General features: G+C 72.0%; 17 protein-coding genes and 1 pseudogene. 9 read left to right on the top strand and 9 right to left on the bottom strand.

The genetic code is table 11. From position 1 onward, the window contains the following. Positions 1 to 3: 3 nt before the first annotated feature. The 5 genes and pseudogenes from ACFC02_RS03975 to ACFC02_RS03955 form a co-directional block, all read right to left on the bottom strand. Positions 4 to 582: a helix-turn-helix domain-containing protein gene (locus tag ACFC02_RS03975; protein ID WP_376351773.1), complete on the bottom strand. Its 579-nt coding sequence runs from the start codon at positions 580 to 582 to the stop codon at positions 4 to 6. Positions 583 to 994: 412 nt separating this feature from the next. Continuing rightward, a complete protein-coding gene (locus ACFC02_RS03970) occupies positions 995 to 1,474 on the bottom strand; it encodes a MarR family winged helix-turn-helix transcriptional regulator (RefSeq protein ID WP_376351769.1) in 480 nt (159 codons plus the stop codon). A gap of 11 nt (positions 1,475 to 1,485) precedes the next feature. Beyond that, entirely contained in the window at positions 1,486 to 2,562 is a 1,077-nt protein-coding gene (locus ACFC02_RS03965; protein WP_376351766.1) for an alkene reductase, read from the bottom strand. Between the two features lie 279 nt (positions 2,563 to 2,841). Beyond that, positions 2,842 to 3,756, bottom strand: coding sequence for an NADP-dependent oxidoreductase (locus ACFC02_RS03960; protein ID WP_376351806.1), 915 nt, complete (start codon positions 3,754 to 3,756; stop codon positions 2,842 to 2,844). 200 nt (positions 3,757 to 3,956) lie between these two features. Next, positions 3,957 to 4,391 (bottom strand): annotated as a pseudogene (locus tag ACFC02_RS03955) (pyridoxamine 5'-phosphate oxidase family protein); the annotation flags it as partial. Between the two features lie 137 nt (positions 4,392 to 4,528). Here ACFC02_RS03955 and ACFC02_RS03950 point away from each other — a divergent pair. Together ACFC02_RS03950 and ACFC02_RS03945 are read left to right on the top strand one after the other, a co-directional pair. After that, positions 4,529 to 5,113 carry a DinB family protein gene (locus ACFC02_RS03950; RefSeq protein ID WP_376351763.1) on the top strand — a complete coding sequence of 195 codons (585 nt, stop codon included), beginning with the start codon at positions 4,529 to 4,531 and terminating at the stop codon, positions 5,111 to 5,113. 45 nt (positions 5,114 to 5,158) lie between these two features. Further along, a protein-coding gene (locus tag ACFC02_RS03945) for an IS5 family transposase (RefSeq protein ID WP_376351803.1) occupies positions 5,159 to 5,975 on the top strand; the annotation gives its coding sequence in 2 pieces (ribosomal slippage) (positions 5,159 to 5,493 and positions 5,492 to 5,975; 819 coding nt in all). Between the two features lie 130 nt (positions 5,976 to 6,105). On the opposite strand, the gene ACFC02_RS03940 is transcribed toward ACFC02_RS03945, so the two are convergent. Beyond that, positions 6,106 to 7,317 carry a serine hydrolase domain-containing protein gene (locus ACFC02_RS03940; protein WP_376351760.1) on the bottom strand — a complete coding sequence of 404 codons (1,212 nt, stop codon included), beginning with the start codon at positions 7,315 to 7,317 and terminating at the stop codon, positions 6,106 to 6,108. A gap of 159 nt (positions 7,318 to 7,476) precedes the next feature. Between ACFC02_RS03940 and ACFC02_RS03935 the strand changes: the two genes are divergently transcribed. After that, entirely contained in the window at positions 7,477 to 8,919 is a 1,443-nt protein-coding gene (locus tag ACFC02_RS03935; protein ID WP_376351757.1) for an MFS transporter, read from the top strand. A 115-nt stretch (positions 8,920 to 9,034) separates the two neighbouring features. Here ACFC02_RS03935 and ACFC02_RS03930 read toward each other — a convergent pair whose 3' ends face one another. Continuing rightward, positions 9,035 to 9,631 (bottom strand): TetR/AcrR family transcriptional regulator, encoded by a 597-nt coding sequence (locus ACFC02_RS03930; protein WP_376351754.1) that lies wholly within the window; start codon positions 9,629 to 9,631, stop codon positions 9,035 to 9,037. Positions 9,632 to 9,781: 150 nt separating this feature from the next. Here ACFC02_RS03930 and ACFC02_RS03925 point away from each other — a divergent pair, with 150 nt between their 5' ends. Both ACFC02_RS03925 and ACFC02_RS03920 read left to right on the top strand, forming a co-directional pair. Continuing rightward, positions 9,782 to 11,338 carry a class I adenylate-forming enzyme family protein gene (locus tag ACFC02_RS03925; protein ID WP_376351751.1) on the top strand — a complete coding sequence of 519 codons (1,557 nt, stop codon included), beginning with the start codon at positions 9,782 to 9,784 and terminating at the stop codon, positions 11,336 to 11,338. Between the two features lie 25 nt (positions 11,339 to 11,363). Next, entirely contained in the window at positions 11,364 to 12,566 is a 1,203-nt protein-coding gene (locus tag ACFC02_RS03920; RefSeq protein ID WP_376351749.1) for an acyl-CoA dehydrogenase family protein, read from the top strand. 111 nt (positions 12,567 to 12,677) lie between these two features. Here the strand turns inward: ACFC02_RS03920 and ACFC02_RS03915 are convergent, their stop codons facing one another. Next, on the bottom strand, positions 12,678 to 13,283 hold the full coding sequence (locus ACFC02_RS03915; protein WP_376351746.1) for a helix-turn-helix domain-containing protein: 606 nt from the start codon (positions 13,281 to 13,283) through the stop codon (positions 12,678 to 12,680). 148 nt (positions 13,284 to 13,431) lie between these two features. Here ACFC02_RS03915 and ACFC02_RS03910 point away from each other — a divergent pair, with 148 nt between their 5' ends. Beyond that, positions 13,432 to 14,424 (top strand): alpha/beta fold hydrolase, encoded by a 993-nt coding sequence (locus tag ACFC02_RS03910; RefSeq protein WP_376351743.1) that lies wholly within the window; start codon positions 13,432 to 13,434, stop codon positions 14,422 to 14,424. Between the two features lie 84 nt (positions 14,425 to 14,508). Then, positions 14,509 to 14,796 carry a hypothetical protein gene (locus tag ACFC02_RS03905; RefSeq protein ID WP_376351741.1) on the top strand — a complete coding sequence of 96 codons (288 nt, stop codon included), beginning with the start codon at positions 14,509 to 14,511 and terminating at the stop codon, positions 14,794 to 14,796. 341 nt (positions 14,797 to 15,137) lie between these two features. On the opposite strand, the gene ACFC02_RS03900 is transcribed toward ACFC02_RS03905, so the two are convergent. After that, positions 15,138 to 16,052 carry an MBL fold metallo-hydrolase gene (locus tag ACFC02_RS03900; protein ID WP_376351738.1) on the bottom strand — a complete coding sequence of 305 codons (915 nt, stop codon included), beginning with the start codon at positions 16,050 to 16,052 and terminating at the stop codon, positions 15,138 to 15,140. A 288-nt stretch (positions 16,053 to 16,340) separates the two neighbouring features. Here ACFC02_RS03900 and ACFC02_RS03895 point away from each other — a divergent pair, with 288 nt between their 5' ends. Beyond that, entirely contained in the window at positions 16,341 to 16,550 is a 210-nt protein-coding gene (locus tag ACFC02_RS03895) for a hypothetical protein (RefSeq protein ID WP_376351735.1), read from the top strand. Next, on the top strand, positions 16,537 to 17,928 hold the full coding sequence (locus tag ACFC02_RS03890; protein ID WP_376351733.1) for an amidase: 1,392 nt from the start codon (positions 16,537 to 16,539) through the stop codon (positions 17,926 to 17,928). Before ACFC02_RS03895 ends, ACFC02_RS03890 begins: the two co-directional genes overlap by 14 nt. The last annotated feature ends 7 nt before the right edge of the window (positions 17,929 to 17,935 follow it).

The raw sequence follows: 17,935 nt of genomic DNA, 5'->3' as shown, positions 1-17,935 counted from the left end.
CCGTCAGCCGGCGGCGTCCACCTCGTAGGACCGCAACGGCCCCACCTCGATGCCGAGCAGCCGCCAGGCCACCAGGGCCAGCCGCTCCCGATCGGGCAGGGTGGGGCCCGCAACGGCTCCTGAGACCATCGCGACGGCCACCATGACCTCGTCGGCCGACAGGCGGTGGCCGTCGGGAAGGCACCGGCCCAGGACACCGCGGACGCGTGCGGACAGCGCTCGGGCCTCCGCGGTGTCGCCGCGTACCCGCAGGAGGTCGACGAACGCCGTCGACCGGGTCAGGTGCCAGGTGACCACGCCCAGCACACTGTTCAGGCTCGCGCCGGGCGCCGCGGCGGCCGCCTCGATCTGCCGGACGTTCTCGTCCAGCACGGCCGAGGCCAGCGCGACGCGGTCGGCGAAATGCCGGTAGAGGCTGCCCTGCCCCACCCCGGCGCGGCGGGCGACGGCGGACAGCGGTGCGTTCAGGCCCTGCTCCGCGAAGACCTCGCGAGCGGCCGCGATGAGAGCGGCCCGGTTGCGGGCCGCGACCCGGCGCCCCTGGTTGGCCGGGCGGCCGTGGGGCTCGGTCAGTTTCGTCACACGGGAAGCGTAGTACGGAAGCGTAGTACGAGCCCGGACCGCCTACAGGCAGATCAGGGCCAGGCCCCCGGGTCGCTCACGACGCGCCTGCCGTGCGGCCGTGGCGGACAGTCCGGCGCTTGCCGGTCGTTCTTGGCCGCGCCGCTCGATCACCTGCCGGTCGAGCGGCGGACCACCGCCCCCGGGGCTCCCGCTTCCGGCCCCCGTCGTGGCGGCACTCGCCCACGAGAGGGTTCGACAGCACGGCGATCCCGTGTACATACGAACGGAACGCGCGGGTAGGTGACCTTGGCCGGCCGGGGAAGGACCGTGGCACCTGGGGAGGTCGAACGGCCCTCCCGGCCGGCCCCTCACGCCCGCGCACACCTCACGAGCGGGCTGCCCGTGGGGGCCGCCCGTCCGCCCGCCGCCGTCACTCGTCCGACGGGGCCTGTCGACCGCAGTTCCTGATCGACTGCTCGATGGCGTACGCGGTCCTGGTGAACGACTCGATCTGATCCGCCGTCAGATCACGTACGGAGAGCTCCTCCAGCGCGCGCCACATGCCGGCGATGGGCTCGCGCAGTGCGCGGCCGGCGTCCGTGAGGTGGACCACCATGACACGCCGGTCGTGTTCGGCCGGTTCCCGGGTGAGCAGTCCGGCGTCCTGCATGCGGCGCAGCGACTTGGAGACGGTGGAGTGGTCGAGTCCGACGCTGTCCAGCAGTTCGGACTGGGTCTGGCCGTCGCGGTCGAAGAGCTGCATCAGAAGCAGCTCCTGTCCCGGGTGCAGGTTCATCGTGCGGAGCATGGCGGCGGCGTGGCCGCGGTGGGCGCGGGCGAGGTGGAAGACGGCGTAGCTGAGGCGTCCGTCGCGCGCCGTGCCGGGGGGCGCGGGAACGGGGTCGGTCATCGGGTTTCTCCTCAGGCGTCGCCGCGGGTGGGGTAGTCCGTGTATCCGGTCTCACCTCCGCCGTAGAAGGTGGCCGGGTCGGGGGTGTTCAGGGGCGCTCCGGAGCGTACCCGCTCGACGAGGTCGGGGTTGGCCAGGGCCAGCGCCCCCACGGAGACGATGTCGGCGCGGCCGTCGGCGACGTCCCTGGCGCGCGCGGCGAGGTCGGCGCCCGCGCGGTTCAGCACGAGCGCTCCCGGCCACAGCGACCGGAGGGTGTGCAGGAGTTGCTCGTCACCGCTGTGGAGTAGGTGCAGGTAGGCGAGGCCCAGCGGGGCGAGGGCGCGCACCAGTGCCGGGTACAGCACGTGCGTGTCGTCCTCGCGGATGTCGTTGTACGGGTTGCCGGGTGACAGGCGGATGGCGGTGCGGCCGGCGCCGATCTCGTCCGCGACGGCCGCGGCGACCTCGACGGCGAAGCGGATGCGGCCCGCGACCGGGCCGCCGTAGCGGTCGGTGCGCTCATTGGTGTGGGTGGACAGGAACTGGTGGACGAGGTACCCGTTGGCGCCGTGGATCTCCACGCCGTCCGCGCCGGCCGCGACGGCGCCCGCGGCGGCGCGGCGGTAGTCCTCGATCGTCGCGCCGACCTCCTGGGTGGACAGCGCCCGGGGCCGGGGCATCTCCCGGGGTCCGGACGCGGTGAACATCGTGCCCGCCGGGCGCACCGGGGACGGCGCCACCGGCTGCCGTCCGTGCGGGGTGTTGTCGGGATGTGCGATCCGCCCGGCGTGCATCAGTTGCACGACGATGCGTCCGCCGGCGGCGTGCACGGCGTCGGTGACCTTGCGCCACCCGGCCACCTGCTCCGCGCTGTGGACGCCGGGCGTCAGCAGGTAGCCCTGCCCGTCGGCGGACGGCTGGGCACCCTCGCTGATGATGAGCGCGTTCGAAGCGCGCTGGGCGTAGTACTCGGCGTTCAGTTCGGTCGGCACGCCCTGTGGGGTGCTGCGGCTGCGCGTCATCGGGGCCATGACGAGCCGGTGCGGCAACCGGAGGTCCCCGGCGCGGGTCGGCTGCCACAGGGCGTTCAGGCTGGTGGTGGGCATGGGAGCTTCCTTCGGTACGGGACGGTCACGGGCGGGAGGCGGGGGTGGGAAGCGGGACGGGTATGGGCCGACCGGACGGGCACGGGCCGACCGGACGACTACGGGCCGACCGGACGACTACGGGCCGGCCGAGGGGCCGGCCGGACGGCGCGGGCTGGGACGGTGAGGGGCGCCGGCCGGGCGGATGCGGTCGGGCGGGGCCGGCCCCGCAGCACGGGACCGAAGCCACAGCACAGGACCGGAGCCACAGCACAGGACCGGAGCCGACCCGCCGGAGGATCAGTCGACGGTCAGGACGCGCTTTCCGCGGCCGTGGCCGGCGTCGCCGGCCTGCTGCGCCCTGGCCGCCTCCGCGAGCGGGTAGGTGGCACCGACGGTGGTCACCAGCTCGCCGTCGGCGGCCTGCCGGGCGAGTTCGGCCAGCCGGGCGGCCGAGCGCCGCTGCGGGCCCTCGGCGAAGACGACGCCCAGTTCACGGGCCCGGAAGTCGGCGGTGGTGACGATCCGGTCGGTGCCGCCGCGCAGGGTGATGGAGTCCTCCAGCGCACCCTTGCCCGCGGCGTCGAGCACGGCGTCCACACCCTCCGGGGCGACAGCGCGGACCCGCTCCACCAGGTCCCGTCCGTAGACCAGTGCGGTGGCACCGAGCGAGGTCACGTAACTCTGGTTGGCCGGGCCGGCGGTGCCGATGACGCGGGCACCGCGTGCGACGGCGAGCTGCACGGCGACGGTGCCGAGTGCGCCGGCCGCGCCGTGGATCAGCAGGGTTTCACCTGCCTGGACGTCGAGCAGGTCCAGGACCCGGTCGGCGCCGTCGCTCGCCACCGGCAGCGCGGCGGCGTGCGTCCAGTCCAGGCCGGCCGGCTTGGGGGCGAGGACGGCCGCACCGGCCAGTGCGTACTGGGCGTAGGCGCCGGTGTCGGACCAGCCCAGCACCTCGTCCCCCGCCTTCAGCCGGTCGACACCTTCACCGACGGCGTCGACGATCCCGGCTATCTCCCCGCCGGGGACGGCGGGCAGCGTGGTGGGGAAGACGGCCTCCATGGTCCCGGAGCGGATCTTCCCGTCCACCGGGTTGACGCCGACCGCGCGGACGCGGACGCGGACCTGGCCGGGGCCGGGCTCGGGGATCTCGGCCGCCGCCTCGTGCAGGACCTCGGTGCCGCCGAACGTGTCGAAAACAATGGCCTTCATCCTCATGACTGCTGTCCCCTTCGATGGACCCGACCGGCGACCGCATTATGTGGCCGACCACGTAAACGTAACACCGATTATGTGGCTAGCCAAGCATTAGGGCGGGGCGATCGCGTGCGGGGCCGGGCAGCGCTCCACACCCAACGGCCGGGTCAGGACCCGGCGTTGCGGTGGTCGCCGGAAGCCGGCCCGGGACGCGTTCAGTTCGCCGAGGCGCCGACCCGCTTCGCCAGATGGGCCGGGGCCTCGATGCCCTCGGACAGCGCCGGGTCCGGTTCCAGGGCGCCCCACGTGGCGCGCAGCGGCAGAACGCCCGCCCACAGGCCGAGCCGGGCGTCCTCGCCGTCTCCGTCGTCCGGGGCGCCGGTGCGGATCTTGACGGACGCCTCGCCCAGGGAGAGGGCGAGCAGAGCGGTCGCTGCGAGTTCCTTGCGGCTCGGGCGGCGGGCGTAGTCCCACTGGCCGGGCGTGGCGTGCTCGGTCAGGCAGCGCAGGCCGGCGAGCTTCTCGTCCGGGTCCGTGACCAGGCGGGGGGTGCCGTGGACCATGGCGCTGCGGTAGTCGACGCCGTGCTCGAACACCGAGCGGGCGAGGACGAGTCCGTCGACATGGGTGACCGTGACGCAGACCGTGGCGTCCAACTGGAGCGCTCAGCTACAGCTTCTTGTAGCAGGTCAGGGCGGCGGCCATGGTCAGGCCTCAGCTCTGCCGATCGTTGCGGACCATCACGGGATCTTGAGACCACAAGCAGCCCATGGCAGGCTCACGCCGCATGATCGATGAATTCGCGAAAGACAACCTGCACGGGAGACTGCGGCGGGACCGCAACGCGCTGCTCTGGAAACTCGACGGCTTGTCCGAATACGACACCCGCCGACCGTTGACAGCGACCGGGACCAACCTCCTCGGCCTGGTCAAACACGTGGCCGGCGTCGAGGCCAGGTACTTCGGCGAGGTCTTCGACCGCCCTTCCCCGGAACCCCTGCCCCGGTGGCAGGACTCCGACGGCAGCGATCTGTGGGCGACCGAGGACGAGACCCGCGATCAGATCATCGGGTTCTACCGGCGCACGTGGGAACACTCGGACGCGACGATCAACGAACTTCCCCTCGACGCCCCCGGCCACGTGCCGTGGTGGCCGGAGCCTCATGCCGACACGAACCTGTTCGCCGTCATGGTCCATGTCCTCGGCGAGACCATCCGGCATGCCGGGCACGCCGATATCCTGCGCGAGGGCCTCGACGGCCGGACCGGGCTGCGCGCCGAACACGAGAAGCAGATCGACGAGGAAGCCCGTGCGGCCCACTGCGCGAAGATCGAGCAGGCCGCCAGGTCGGCCGCACCCATCAAGGCGTAGAGGTTGTCTCACGTGACTTGATGTTCGTGCGGCATGATGCCGGTCGTGGGTGCTGATCTGTCGAAGCGTCCGGTTCCTGATGAACTCTGGGAACTGACCGCCCCGTTGCTGCCTTCGTTCGCTGATCGTCCGCAAGGTGGTGGGACCGCTCCGTGTGACGAGCGGGCCGTGTTCACGGCAGTGGTGTACGTGCTCACCAGCGGCTGTGCCTGGCGGCATCTGCCGCCGGCATCCGGTACGTCGCCCGCCACCGCGCATCGCCGCTTCACGGTATGGACCGAGGCCGGCCTGTGGCGTCGGCTGCACCGGGCGGTGCTGGACGAACTCGGGGCCTGGGGCGAGGTGGACTGGACCTCGGCGATCGTCACGCGGCCTCCGTTCGCGCCGAAAGGGGGGATCGCTGACCGGGCCGAACCCGGTCGATCGCGGCAAGAAGGGCAGCAAGCTGCACGTGCTGTCCGATGCCCAGGGCATCCCGCTCGCCGCCGCCGTGTCCGGCACGAACATCCACGACAGCCTCGCCCTCAAGCCGCGCATCCGCGGCATACCAGCCGTCCGGTCCCGCCGGGGACCACGGCGGCGCCGCCCCGTCAAACTCCGCTCGGACAAGGCGTACTTCTCCGCCGCACACCTGGCCTGGCGGCGCGAGCGCGGGCTCGTCGCACGCATCGCGCGGCCCGGCATCGAGTCCGGCGAACGCCTCGGTCGGCACCGCTGGAAGATCGAGCGGTCGATCACCTGGCTCTTCGGCTACCGCCGCCTCACCGTCCGACACGAACGAAAGGGCTCGCACTTCCTTGCCCTCCTCGGCCTGGCCGCCGCCCTGACCTGCTACAAGAAGCTCGCGAAAATCGCCACGTGAGACAACGTCCAAATCCTTTTTGTGGCCCATCGTCGGCGAATGCTTCGGGGATGCCGTCCTCGAAGCCACGAGCACGCCGCCGCGCCGTACCCCCGGTGGAACCGTCACGCAGTCACGGACTCCGCTGTTCTCAGCGCACGCTCAGGGAGTTGAGATGGACACCGATCCGCACGAACGCCCCCACCAGGGGGGCCGGCGGTACCGCGGGCGACATGACCTGCGAGCCGAAGTGGACGACCACGAGGTCCAGGCCCGGCGACACGAAGAGCCGCTGGCCGTGGATGCCGCTGGCCATGTAGGAACCGTAGGGGTCGTTCAGGACCCACCACAGGTCGTGGTAGGAGAGCGTGGCCGGTGAGTCGGGGGGTGCGGCCGGGAAGCGGACTCGGCGGGGGTAGCCGTCGGGCACGCCGCTGGTGATCGTGCCCGCCACTTCCTCCGGAACCACCTGCCGGTCCCCCACCGCCCCGCCGCACCGCAGCATCTCACCGAGCCGGGCCACATCGCGTGCCGTCGCGCTGAAGCCTCCGCAGGCGGCTTCAGCCCCCTCCTGGTCCAGGATGTAGTACGCGTCCTCCTCCGCGCCGATCTTGGTCCAGAGGAGGTCGCTGAGCAGGGCGGACGTGGTCGATTCCGTGACGCGGCGGAGGACTTCGGCCAGCGCCTCGACGTTGCCGTTCTCGTAGCGGAACTCCTCGCCCGGCGCCCCGGTGGCGCGGGCCGTCATGAGGTGCTCACGGATGGTCGTGGGGCCGCTGTAGCCGAACGGCCGCAGCTGAGCGGCGATCACCGCCTGGTACCGCTGGGCCTCGATCGCCTTGTCGAAGGGCCGCCCCGCGTAACCGACCCGGGTGCCCATGTGCAGCAGGTCCTGCACCCGGGCATCGCCGAAGGCCGTCCCGGCCAGTTCCGGAACATAGGCGGAAGCCGCCGCCGTACGGTCCAGCACCCCCTGGTGAGCGAGTGTCGCCGCGACGAGGCCGAGGTAGGACTTGGCCGCCGAGGCGTTGAAATGAGGGGTGCACGCGTCGAAGTCGTGCAGATAGCGCTCGTACACCACCTGGCCGCGGTGCAGCACCAGGAACGCGTCCGTCCGGGCCGCGGCGAAGAGGTCCGCGAGCTTGAGCGGGCCCGTGTCAGTGGTGCCGACATCGAGGGCGTCGAGGTCGAGGGCGTCGGGGTCCGTACCGGTGTGCGGCAGCGGACGGGCGGGAGCACGGCCCCGCCACACGCGTCGGCTGGGTGAGAGTTCACGGCCCTGTGAGGTGAAGCGGCGGATCCAGGCCGGGTCCGTGTAGCCGCGGCTCCACAGCAGATGACTCAAGGGGGCTGTCTCGGTCACGGGTCACTCCTGTCGGTCGGGGTTTTCCGAGGTGCTGCTGCCTGAGGCGTTGACCGCGCGACGTCCAGCCGCTTAGGTTGCCAAATCAAGCGATCAATAACAGACATCCTGTACGGGAACATACTCCGATTTCAATATCCTGAGCCACAGGAGTGCCCGATGGTCCAGCCGCAGCCCCGCCCCGCCTCCCGCCCGGAGGCCGCCGCACCGCCGCCCGACCCGCCGGCCGACCGGCGCCGCGCCTGGCTGATCACCGCGCTGATCGTGGGGTTCATGCTGGTCAACTACGCGGACAAGTCCGTCCTGGGCCTCGCGGCCGTGCCGATCATGGACGAACTGCACATCAGCAACAGCACGTACGGCCTGATCTCCAGCTCCTTCGCCCTGCTGTTCAGTGTTTCCGGGCTGATGGGCGGAATCGTCTCCGCGCGGGTTCCGAGCCGCGTGCTCCTGGCCGTGCTGGCCGCCGTATGGGCGGTCGCCCAGCTGCCCGTGCTCTTCGTGGCGTCCGTGCCCGCCCTCGTGGCGGGGAGGGTGCTGCTGGGTGTCGCCGAGGGGCCGGCCGCGCCCATGTCCATGCACGCGCTCTACAAGTGGTTCCCGGAGGACCGGCGGGGTCTGCCGTCGGCCTTGCAGATCAGTGGCGCCGCGCTGGGCACACTGATCGCCGCACCGGGTGTGACCTGGCTGATCACCGCGTTCGGCTGGCGTTCCGCCTTCGCCGCGCTCGCCGCGGTCAGTGTGGTGTGGAGTCTGCTGTGGTGGCGGACGGGGCACGACGGGCCGTACGGCCACGAGTCCGTGCACGGTGCCGGGTCCGGGTCCACATCCGGCTCCGGGGCCGACTCCGGGTCAGTGCATCGGTCCGGGTCCGGGTCCGGGCCCGGGCCCGGGCGTGGGTCCGGACCGGTGGTACGGCTGCCGTTTCGCCGGCTGCTGCTGAACGGCACGGTGCTGGGGAGCATCGCGGGAGCCTTCGGCGCCTCCTGGGCCCTGTCCCTGAGCCAGGCGTGGCTGCCCGCCTACCTGCGCACGCAGCTCGGCATGTCGTCGGGCGGGGCGGCCACACTCATCAGCGGCGTCTCGGCGTTCAGTTTCGTGCTGCTGCTGGCGGTGTCCCCGCTGGTCGACGCGCTGAACCGGCGCGGGGTGACGAACCGTTGGTCGAGGGGCGCGCCCCAGGGGATCGCCGTCACCGTCGCGGCGCTGGCCATGGCGGCCCTGCCCTTCGCCGACGTCAGGGGGGTGCTCCTGGCCCTGATCACGCTGGCGTTCGGCGCCCATGCCATCACCTTCCCGCTGCACTACATGACGACGGCCGCCGTGGTGCCGCCCGCACAGCGGGGAGCGGTGTTCGGCTTCGTCGCCGCGACGGGCACTCTGCCCGGACTGATCGCGCCGTCTCTGACCGGGCACCTGCTGGACTCGGCGCCCTCGCAGACCGCCGGATACACCCACGCCTTCCTGGTGTCGGCCGCGGTGATGCTGGTCTGCGGGCTGACCGCCCTCGCCGCGATCCGCCCCGAGCGGGACGTACAGCGGCTGAGGCCGGCCGGCCGAGCCGGGCGCGGGCAGCAGTGCGCCGCTCCCATCGACGGCTAGAGTTCGCCACTCCCGACCGGCGGCCGGAGTTCGCCGCTCCGGCCGACGGCCGGAGTGCGCCGCTCAGGCCGGTGACCAGAGGGCGCCGCCCAGACGGACTGCCAGAGTGCGGCGCTCAGGCCGGCGGCTCGAATCCGCTGGCCCAGTAGCGGCCGTGCAGGGCCAGGTCGAGGAGCATGCGGACGACCTCGGCGGCCGGCAGCGAGGGAGTGTCCTGCTCGACCCACCACCGCAGCACCGCGATCTGCTCCCCGACCCATACCCGGGCCAGCAGCTCGGGGTCGATGCGCGGTTGTACGGCGTTGCGTTCGGCGCGGGCGCGGAACTCCTCGGTCGTGGCACGCGCGCAGGCGTCCACGAACATCTGCAAAGGCCTGCCGTCGCCTTCGCCGCGCAGCACGATCCGGTACAGATCGCGCTGCTCGCGCGCGTGCCGCAGCATCTCCAGGACCGGCTTGCCGGTGAACCCGATCGCACTGTCGGCGACCGCGGGTGCCAGGCGTTCGGACAGTTCGGCGAGCAGGTCCGCCGTCACGCGCGCGAACAGGTCCTCCTTGTCACGGAAGTGCGCGTAGAAGGTCGCGCGTGCCACATCCGCGCGCTCGGTGACGTCCTCCACGGTCAGCGCCGTGAAACCCCGCTCCAGCACCAGCTCCACCAGGGCCTCCCCCAGAGCCCGGCGTGAGCGTCTGGTCCGCCTGTCCTCCGCCATGCACCCCTCCTCCTCGATCGTCACGCATGGCCGCCGTGACGCATGCGGAGCCAGTCTAGAAGACTCTTGACACGGCAGACGTTAATGAACAAGCTGTCTGGAACTGATCGTCATGTAAATCTACGGACGCCCTCTACTGAGTAGGCCTTCATGAACCTCGGCACCTATCTGTCGCGCAGCGCTCGCTACTGGCCCCAGGCCCCCGCCCTCGTCTGCGGGGACCGCGTCTGGACCTTCACCGACCTGGACCGGGCGGCCGACCGCCTGGCCTCCGCCCTGGCCGGCCGGGGCCTGCGCCCCGGCGACGCCGTGGCTTCCCTCGCGTGGAACCGCGGCGAGCTGGTGGAGGCGGAATTCGCGCTGTACAAGGCCGGGTTGACGCGCGCGCCGATCAACGCCCGGCTCGGCGCCGGCGAGATCGAGCACATCCTGCGTTACGCCCCCGTACGCGCCCTGGTCTTCGACGCCGCCCACCGCGAGGACGCCCTCGCGGCCATCGCCGCGGCGGGTACCGGCTGCCTGCCCGTCCCCCTCGACGGCGCACAGCCCGGCGAGGTCTCCTACAGCGACCTGCTGGCCGAAGGCGACGGGACACCGGTCCGCGTCGAGGTCCACGAGGACGACCCCTGCGTCCTGAACTTCACCTCCGGGTCCACCGGCGCGCTCAAGGCCGCGGTGCAGACGGCCGGCAACCGCCTCGCCAACATGCGCAAGCAGCTGATGGCCGACGAATCCCGCCCCCGCCCCGGCACCCGCTACCTCGCCTGCGGCCCGATCACCCATGCCACCGGCATGGGCCTGCTCGCCGGGGTGTTCGGCGGCTCGACCACCTACGTCCTGCCGAGCTGGAGCCCGCAGAGCTTCCTGGAGACGGTCGAGAAGGAACGCATCACTGCGACCTTCCTCGTGCCGGCCATGCTGAACACGGTGCTCGCCCATCCCGGTGCCGCCGGCCACGACCTGCGCTCGCTGACGAGTGTGCGCATCGGCGGCGCGCCCGTCTCGCCGCAGCGCCTGCGGGACGCCGTGGAGTTCTTCGGCCCGGTCATCGCCCAGGGGTACGGGCTGGGCGAGACCACCAGCGTGGTCGCGGGACTGAGCAGCGAGGAGATCGCCCACGCCGTGCAGGAGGACCCGGAGCTGCTCCAGTCGTGCGGCCGTGCGTCCTACGACACCGAGATACGTGTCGTCGACGAGTCGGGCCGGGAACTCGGCCCGCGCGAGGTCGGCGAGGTGATCGTGCGCGGGCCGGACTGCGTGAGGGAGTACTGGCAGGAGCCGGAACTGTCCGCTCAGACCTTCCGCGAGGGCTGGGTGCACACCGGCGACCTGGCATGGATGCGGGAGGACGGCTACCTCTTCCTCGTCGACCGCAAGAAGGACATGATCATCTCGGGTGGCTTCAACATCTACTGCACCGAGGTCGAGGCCGCCCTGTACGAACACCCCGCCGTCCAGGAGGCATGTGTCGTCGGCGTGCCCGACGAGCGGTGGGGCGAGGCCGTCAAGGCCGTCGTCGTCCCCCACGCCGGTACGACCGTCACGGCCGACGAGCTGATCACCTTCTGCGCCGACCGGCTGGACCGTTTCAAGAAACCGCGCTCGGTCGACTTCGTGACCGAACTGCCCCACAACCGCAACGGCAAGCTCGACCGCAAGACCGTACGCGAGCCCTTCTGGGCCCACGCCGCCCGCCGCGTCAACTGACCACATCCCCTTCGGAGCCCCCGCCGTGACCTTCTCCCTCCGCCCCGCCCACGACGACCCGCGCACCGCCGAACTCGTCGACCGCCTGCGCGACTACCTCGACGGCGAACTCGCCGACTTCGAGAGCGCACGCGGCCTGACCCACTCCAGCCGCCTCACCCGCGCCGACCTCGAACCGGTCTGGCGCCGCAGCCGCGAACTCGGCTTCTACGGCATCCACCTGCCCGTGGAGTACGGCGGCCAGAACCTCACCTACACCCAACTCGCCGCCCTGAAGGAGGAGATCGGCGCCAGCGGCCGGGTCCTCGGCCACAGCGTGCTCGGTGACATGGGTGGCCCGCTGCGCGCGGGCGACATCCTCAAGCACGCCACCGAGCACCAGCTGGACAAGTACCTGTTGCCGTTGATCCGCGGCGAGCGGGCGTGCTGCTTCTCCCTCACCGAGACCGACGCCGGCTCCGACGTCCGCTCCATGCGCACGGTCGCCGTACCCGATGCCGACGGTGACGGCTACCGGCTGACCGGGCACAAGGTCTTCTCCTCGGCCGGTCCCTTCGCCGACTTCGCGATCGTCGTCGCCCGCATGGCCGGCACCGGAGAACGGGAGGACGACAAACCGCGGTTCTCCGCGTTCCTGGTGGACCTGGACAGCCCCGGCTGCCGCGTCGAGGAGGGGGCGACCCCCATGTCGGGCGAACACATCGAGAGCGACATCGTCCTGGACGACTGCCACGTCCCCGCCGCCAACCTCCTCGGCGAGGAGGGAAAGGGCATGCGCATCGCGCTCGGCCGGGTCACCACCAACCGCCTCCTGCACTGCCCCACGGTCCTCGGCGCCACCCGCCGCGCTCTCACCCTGACCCTCGACCGGACCCGGACCCGCAAGGTGGCGGGCGGCCGGCCCCTCCTCATGCTCCAGGCCATCCAGCACAAGGTCGCCGACATGGCCACGGAGTTCTACGCCGCCCGGTCCATGACGTATGCCGCGCTGGCGGCCCTGGACGCGGGCCGCGAGGTGCACGCGGAAGCCTTCATGTGCAAGCTGTTCGTCGCCGAGTCCGCCTTCCGCATCCTCGACGAGGCCGTGCAGATCCACGGCAAGGAAGGGCTCACCCAGGGCAACGAGATCGAGTACCTCTTCCGCAAGATCCGCATGTTCCGCATCCTCACGGGCACGTCCGAGATCCAGCGCAACGGCATCGCCAAGCTCCTGGCCTTCGACCACTGACCTCGGTGGCGCACACATGGGCTCATGCGTGCGCGACGGGTGAGAGGACTGGTCGGACAGGAGACGTGAGTGTCCTGCCGCAGCAGGGGTCCCGCTGTCCGGGCCCCGGGCCTACGCCTGACCGCGTGGTCGCAGGCGCTCGCCCTGCGGCCCGAACATGACCAGGTACTCGACCGGTCCACCCGGGCCGGCGTTCGCCACGCCGTGGGCGGTGCGGGTGTCGAACTCGGCCACCTCACCTGCGGAGAGGACGAGGTCCTGCTCGCCGAGCGCCAGCCACAGGCGCCCGTACAGCACGCACAGCCATTCGTACCCGTCGTGGACGACCTGCCGTGGCCGCGGTGGCGGTCCGTCCACGGGCGGCAGGACGTGCTTGTGGGCATGCAGGCCCCCGACGTAGCGGGTCAGGGGCAGGACGGCCTTGTCGTCACCGCGACTGTGCGGCGCGCGCTTGCGTGTTCGGGCCGTCTCGGCGGACGCCGTGCCCGCCGGTTCGTCGCCCGCCAGGGCGTCGAGGGAGAGGCCGTACGCCCTCGACAGCCGCAGCAGCACCTCCAGGGTCGGGCTGCGCCGACCGGTCTCGACCCGCGACAAGGTGCTCAGGGAGATGCCGGTCGCGCGGCTCACGTCGGAAAGCGTGTCACCGCGGTCCTCACGCGCAGCCCTCAGTCGCGACGCGATCGCGGCCAGCGTGCCGGCTACGCCGTCGTCCGTCATGGGCCCTCCCACCGCCGTCCTCAGGGCCGCGCCGCTACGGCCGTGTCCTGCCACTTTGCCACAGCGGCAAGGCTTGTCGCATCGGCCGGCCCGCGCAGCGCATCATCGGTGCGTACCCGCGGCCACCCCGGAACCCGAGGAGAAACCCATGCCCCAGCCCACACCACCCGCCGGCCTGCGCCACCGCACCCTCAAGGCCCCCGCCGGACGGCTGCACCTGGTCGAGCAGGGCACCGGGCCGCTGGTCCTGCTCGTACACGGCTTCCCGGAGTCCTGGTACTCCTGGCGCCACCAGCTCCCGGCCCTCGCGGCGGCCGGGTACCGGGCGGTCGCCCTCGACGTACGCGGCTACGGCCGCTCCGCCAAGCCCGCCGCGACGCACGCGTACCGCATGCTCGACCTGGTGGAGGACAACGTCGCCCTGGTGCGCGCCCTGGGCGAGGACCGGGCGGTGGTCATCGGCCACGACTGGGGATCCAACATCGCGGCCACCTCGGCCCTGCTCCACCCCGACGTCTTCCGCGCGGTCGGACTGCTGAGCGTCCCCTACGCCCCGCCCGGCGGCCCCCGCCCCACCGACGTCTTCTCCCGGATCGGCGGCCCCGAGGAGGAGTTCTACGTGTCCTACTTCCAGGAGCCCGGCCGCGCCGAGGCGGAGATCGAACCCGACGTCCGGGGCTGGCTCGCGGGCTTCTTCGCCGCCCTGTCCGCCGACACCATGCCCTCCCCGGCCGAGCCCGACCCGCACTTCGTGAGCCGGGGCACAGGCAGGCTGCGCGACCGCTTCCCGAGCGGACCTCTCCCCGCCTGGCTCACCGAGGGCGATCTCGACGTGTACGCCGGGGAGTTCGAGCGCACCGGCATGACGGGGGCGCTGAACCGCTACCGCAACATGGATCGCGACTGGGAGGACCTCGCCCCGCACAGCGGCGCCCCGATCAAGCAACCGTCCCTGTTCATCGGCGGTGGGCTGGACGCCTCCACGACCTGGATGGCCGACGCGATCGACGCCTACCCGGCCACGCTCCCCGGCCTGGTCTCGTCACACCTCCTGGACGACTGCGGCCACTGGATCCAGCAGGAACGCCCGCAGGAGGTCAACCGTCTCCTGACCGCCTGGCTCGCCTCCATCGAGGACTGACCGGGGAACCGTCCCGCGTGAACCACCCGCACCGGCGCTGCGTCTTCCTGCTCGACCGTCACCACACGAACCGGAGAACACGCAGTGGCAGACAAAGGCCTTGAGCGGAGCGACGAGCGGGGTCACGGCCCGGGGCCCTGGTGGGTGGGTCTCGGGGCCTGGGGGGCCGTCGCCCTGATCGTCTTCGGCGCTCTCGCGGCGGTGTGGGTCTCCCTTCGACTGCCCGGCACCCCCGAGGAGTTGGCGACCGGCTACTACGGGGCCGCCAAGGTCGTCGCGATCGGTCTGGTGATCGTGGGAAGCACCTTGCTGGGTCGCCGCCGCGCCCGGGCCGCGGCCACCGAGGAGCCGACCGAGGCGGACCATGCCTGAGGCGAGCAGGCCGGCGACGGGCGTGACCACGGGCGTGTCGGTTCCCGCATTCGTGTGTTGACGGACGACGGGCGCGGCGCGGGCGCACTCGCCGTAGCGGTTGCCGATGGCGCCGGGGCCCACGACCGCGATGCGCCCGCCGGGCGCCACACGCAGGCCGATGCCACTGAGGACGTCGTCCGCGCCCCCGGGCAAGCGAAGGACGCCGGCTCCGGGACCACCTCCGCAGCCGCCCATGCCGTGCTGGCCGGTCGCATCGCTGCTGGTTCCCCCGCTGACCGTCACGACCGGGGTGCGGCCGGCCGGTCCCGGGGCTCACCGGCACGGCCCGCGGTCGCCGCTCAGCGCACGTCGGTGCGGACGGGCGAGAGCCGGTAGCCGCCCTCGTGGAGGACGACGTGACCGGCCGTGGGCGGTGCGAAATGGGTGCCCAGGACCAGCGTGTCCGTGCCGACGAGCGAGGCGAGCAGTTGCCGGCGTGAGGCCTCGGACTGCTGCGGGTCGATGTCGACGCAGGCGCCGATGGCGGGGTGGGCGAGCTGGACGGGGTGGTGGATGCAGTCGCCGGTGATCAGTGCCGTCCGGCCCCGGCTGGTCAGCTCGACGGCGACGTGGCCGGGGGTGTGGCCCGGGGTGGGGAGCAGACGCAGGCCAGGCGCGACGTCGAAGCCCTCGGCGGAGACGTCGACGAGGTCGAGCAGCCCCGCCTCCTCCACCGGGATCACGGAGTCCCGGAACATCTTCTCGCGTGCCTCCTCCATGTCGTACCCGCTCCAGAACTCGCGCTCGGTGCGGGCGGTCAGGTAACGGGCGTGGGGGAAGGTCGGAACCCACTCGCCGTCCACCTTCCGCGTGTTCCAGCCGACGTGGTCGGCGTGCAGGTGGGTGAGGATCACCAGGTCGACCGAGTCCGGCGGGAATCCGGCGGCGGTGAGGTCCCGGAGGTAGTCGGTGTCCAGGTCGTGCCAGGCGGGGTTGGCCCGTTCCTTGCCGTTGCCGATGCCGGTGTCGACCAGGACGCGCAGGCCTCCCAGGGCGAAGGCGAAACTGTGGCTGTCGATGCGGAGGACGCCCTCGTCGTCGGCGTAGTGGGGGTGCAGCCAGTCCTGCGCGGCGACGAGGTCCGCGGTGGCGTCGGGCAGCAGCCACGGTCCGGTGGCGGGCGGCAGGAGGACCTCGTCGATGCGGTGGACGGTGACGTCGCCCACGGTCCAGGAGGAGGCGGCGGTCGGGTCGGTGGCCGGTGCGGTGCTCATGATCGCTGTGTCCTTGGTCGGTCTCGTTACGGAAGGCCGTGGTGTGTGAGGTCGGAGGCGCCGCTCCTCGACGCGGTCGTGCGGGGGTGGACGGCCTGGTGGAGGCGTTGCGCGGGTGCTCGTGGTGTGACGGCGGACATGGGACCGGCTCCTCTGACTCCTCACCCACTAAACGCTACAAGTTTGCGTTAAGTCACCGTAGGCCCCTACAGTGAACTAACGCAAACCCTTAGCTTTTGAGGTTGAGGGCGTTCGTTCTGCCGCTCAGGCCCGAGAAGAGAGAAGCCCATGTCCGCCCTGGAACTCACCCCGTCCGAAGCGGCCCGCTGGGCCGCCCGTGGCGGGCTCCCGCTGCCGGCCGACCGCCACGCCGCGATCGCAGCCACCGCCGACCACATCCACTCCGTCGTCGCGGTCCTGCGCGAGCTGGACTTCGGCGACACCCCGCCCGCCCCCGCCTACCGGGCGGGTGAGGAGACGCACGATGCAGCCGTATGAACTGACCCTGACCGCGGCCGCCGACGCGATCCGGGCCCGGCAGCTGTCCCCCGTCGAGCTGGCGGACTCCGTCCTGGAGCGCATCGCGCGGATGGAGCCGCGCCTCCAGGCCTACGTCACCGTCACCGCCGAACGCACCCGCGGGGCCGCGCGGAAAGCCGAGGCCGACATCGCGGCCGGCCGGTACCGCGGTCCGCTGCACGGCATCCCCATGGGCGTCAAAGATCTGATCGACGTGGCGGGCGTGGCCACGACGGCGAGCTCCCGGGTCCGCGCCGACCACCGCGCGCAAGCCGACAGCGCGGTCGTCGCACGCCTGGCAGAGGCCGGTGCGGTCCTGCTGGGCAAGACGCACACGCACGAGTTCGCCTACGGCCTGACCACCCCGCAGACCCGCAACGCCTGGGACACGGGCCGGGTCGCCGGCGGCTCCAGCGGCGGATCCGCCGTCGCCGTCGCCGCCGGCATGGCCACCTTCGCCCTGGGCACCGACACCGGCGGATCCATCAGGGTCCCCTCCGCGCTCAACGGGGTGGTCGGCCTCAAGCCGACCTACGGTCTCCTCCCCCGCCACGGCGTCACGTCCCTGTCCTGGTCACTGGACCACGTCGGCCCGATCACCCGCACCGCCCAGGACGCGGCCCTGGTCCTGACCGCGCTGGCCGGGTACGACCCCCGCGACCCCGCCTCCCTGACCGCACCGGCCACGGACTACCGGCCGGATGCGGGAACGGACCTGACGGGGCTGCGGATCGGCGTGCCGCGCACCTACTACTTCGACCACGTCGACCCCGAGACCGAAGGTGCCGTCCGGCACGCCATCGATCGGCTTCGGGCCCTCGGCGCGCGCCTCGTCGAGGTGGAGATCCCCATGACGCGCTACATCCAGGCCACCCAGTGGGGTCTGATGGTGCCCGAGGCCACCGCCTACCACGAGGGCACCCTGCGCACGGTCCCCGAGCGCTACCAGGCCGATGTCCGCATCCTCCTGGAGGCCGGCGAACTGATGAGCGCCGGGGACTACCTGCGCGCCCAGCGTTCCCGCACCCTCATGCGGCAGGAGTGGGCCCGCATGTTCGAGGAGGTCGACCTGATCGCCGCGCCCACGGTCCCGGCGACCGCCGTCAAGGCCGGTCAGGAGACGATCACCTGGGCCGACGGCACCGTCGAGGGTGTCTCCGACGCCTACGTACGGCTGTCGTCCCCCGCCAACATCACCGGCGTACCGTCCCTGTCGGTACCGGTCGGCCACGACACGGCGGGGCTGCCGATCGGCATGCAGCTGCTCGGGCGACCACTCGAAGAGAGCGTGCTCCTGCGGGTCGGCCACGCCTACGAGCAGAGCCGGCCCGCCCGCGACCTCGCGCACGTGGCGTGAACGCACG

Origin of the sequence: Streptomyces sp. NPDC056160, from assembly GCF_042268205.1 — a bacterium.
GTDB lineage: Bacteria > Actinomycetota > Actinomycetes > Streptomycetales > Streptomycetaceae > Streptomyces.
The sequence above is the reverse complement of the archived record's forward strand: the minus strand, read 5'-3'. Positions and strand labels throughout refer to the sequence as shown.